The following is a 437-nucleotide window of genomic DNA, read 5'->3' on the forward strand; positions in this document are numbered from 1 at the left end:
CTATCGTTCATACAATGAAGGGCAGGAGCCGCAAAGGCTCCATATTCTCACTCGCCATATTCATAACCACTTTGAGGTACCACCCTTATTTTATGTTGGGGTTATACTCACTTATATCACGGATAGCGTTGGTCTTGTGTCAGTTGTCGCTGCTTGGTTGTATGTGGCTTTGCGGCTAGTACATTCTTTTGTCCACTTGGGTAACAACAATGTCAGCCTAAGGTTTGCGAGCTTTGCTGCGAGTATGATGGCTTTAGCAGTGTTGTGGCTCGCCATGTTGTTTGCGTTGGTATAGTACTCGTAAGCACTTGTTTATCTGTCACATCGCAGTAACTTGAAGCGTTGTTTTCCCTCAAGAATCTCTGACTCTGGCCAGATCGCATTTGCCTTTTGCTCAAATGCTGCGTTCTGTGCCAGAATTTGAAGTTCTTCACTTA

Annotated in this window: 1 protein-coding gene; it reads left to right on the forward strand. The window is 44.9% G+C overall.

The window, feature by feature from the left end; translation table 11 throughout:
* A partial coding sequence (locus A3761_RS07355) for an MAPEG family protein (RefSeq protein WP_068750050.1) occupies positions 1-295 on the forward strand: 295 nt, incomplete at its 5' end.
* Positions 296-437: the final 142 nt, after the last annotated feature.

This window comes from Oleiphilus sp. HI0123 (assembly GCF_001635315.1).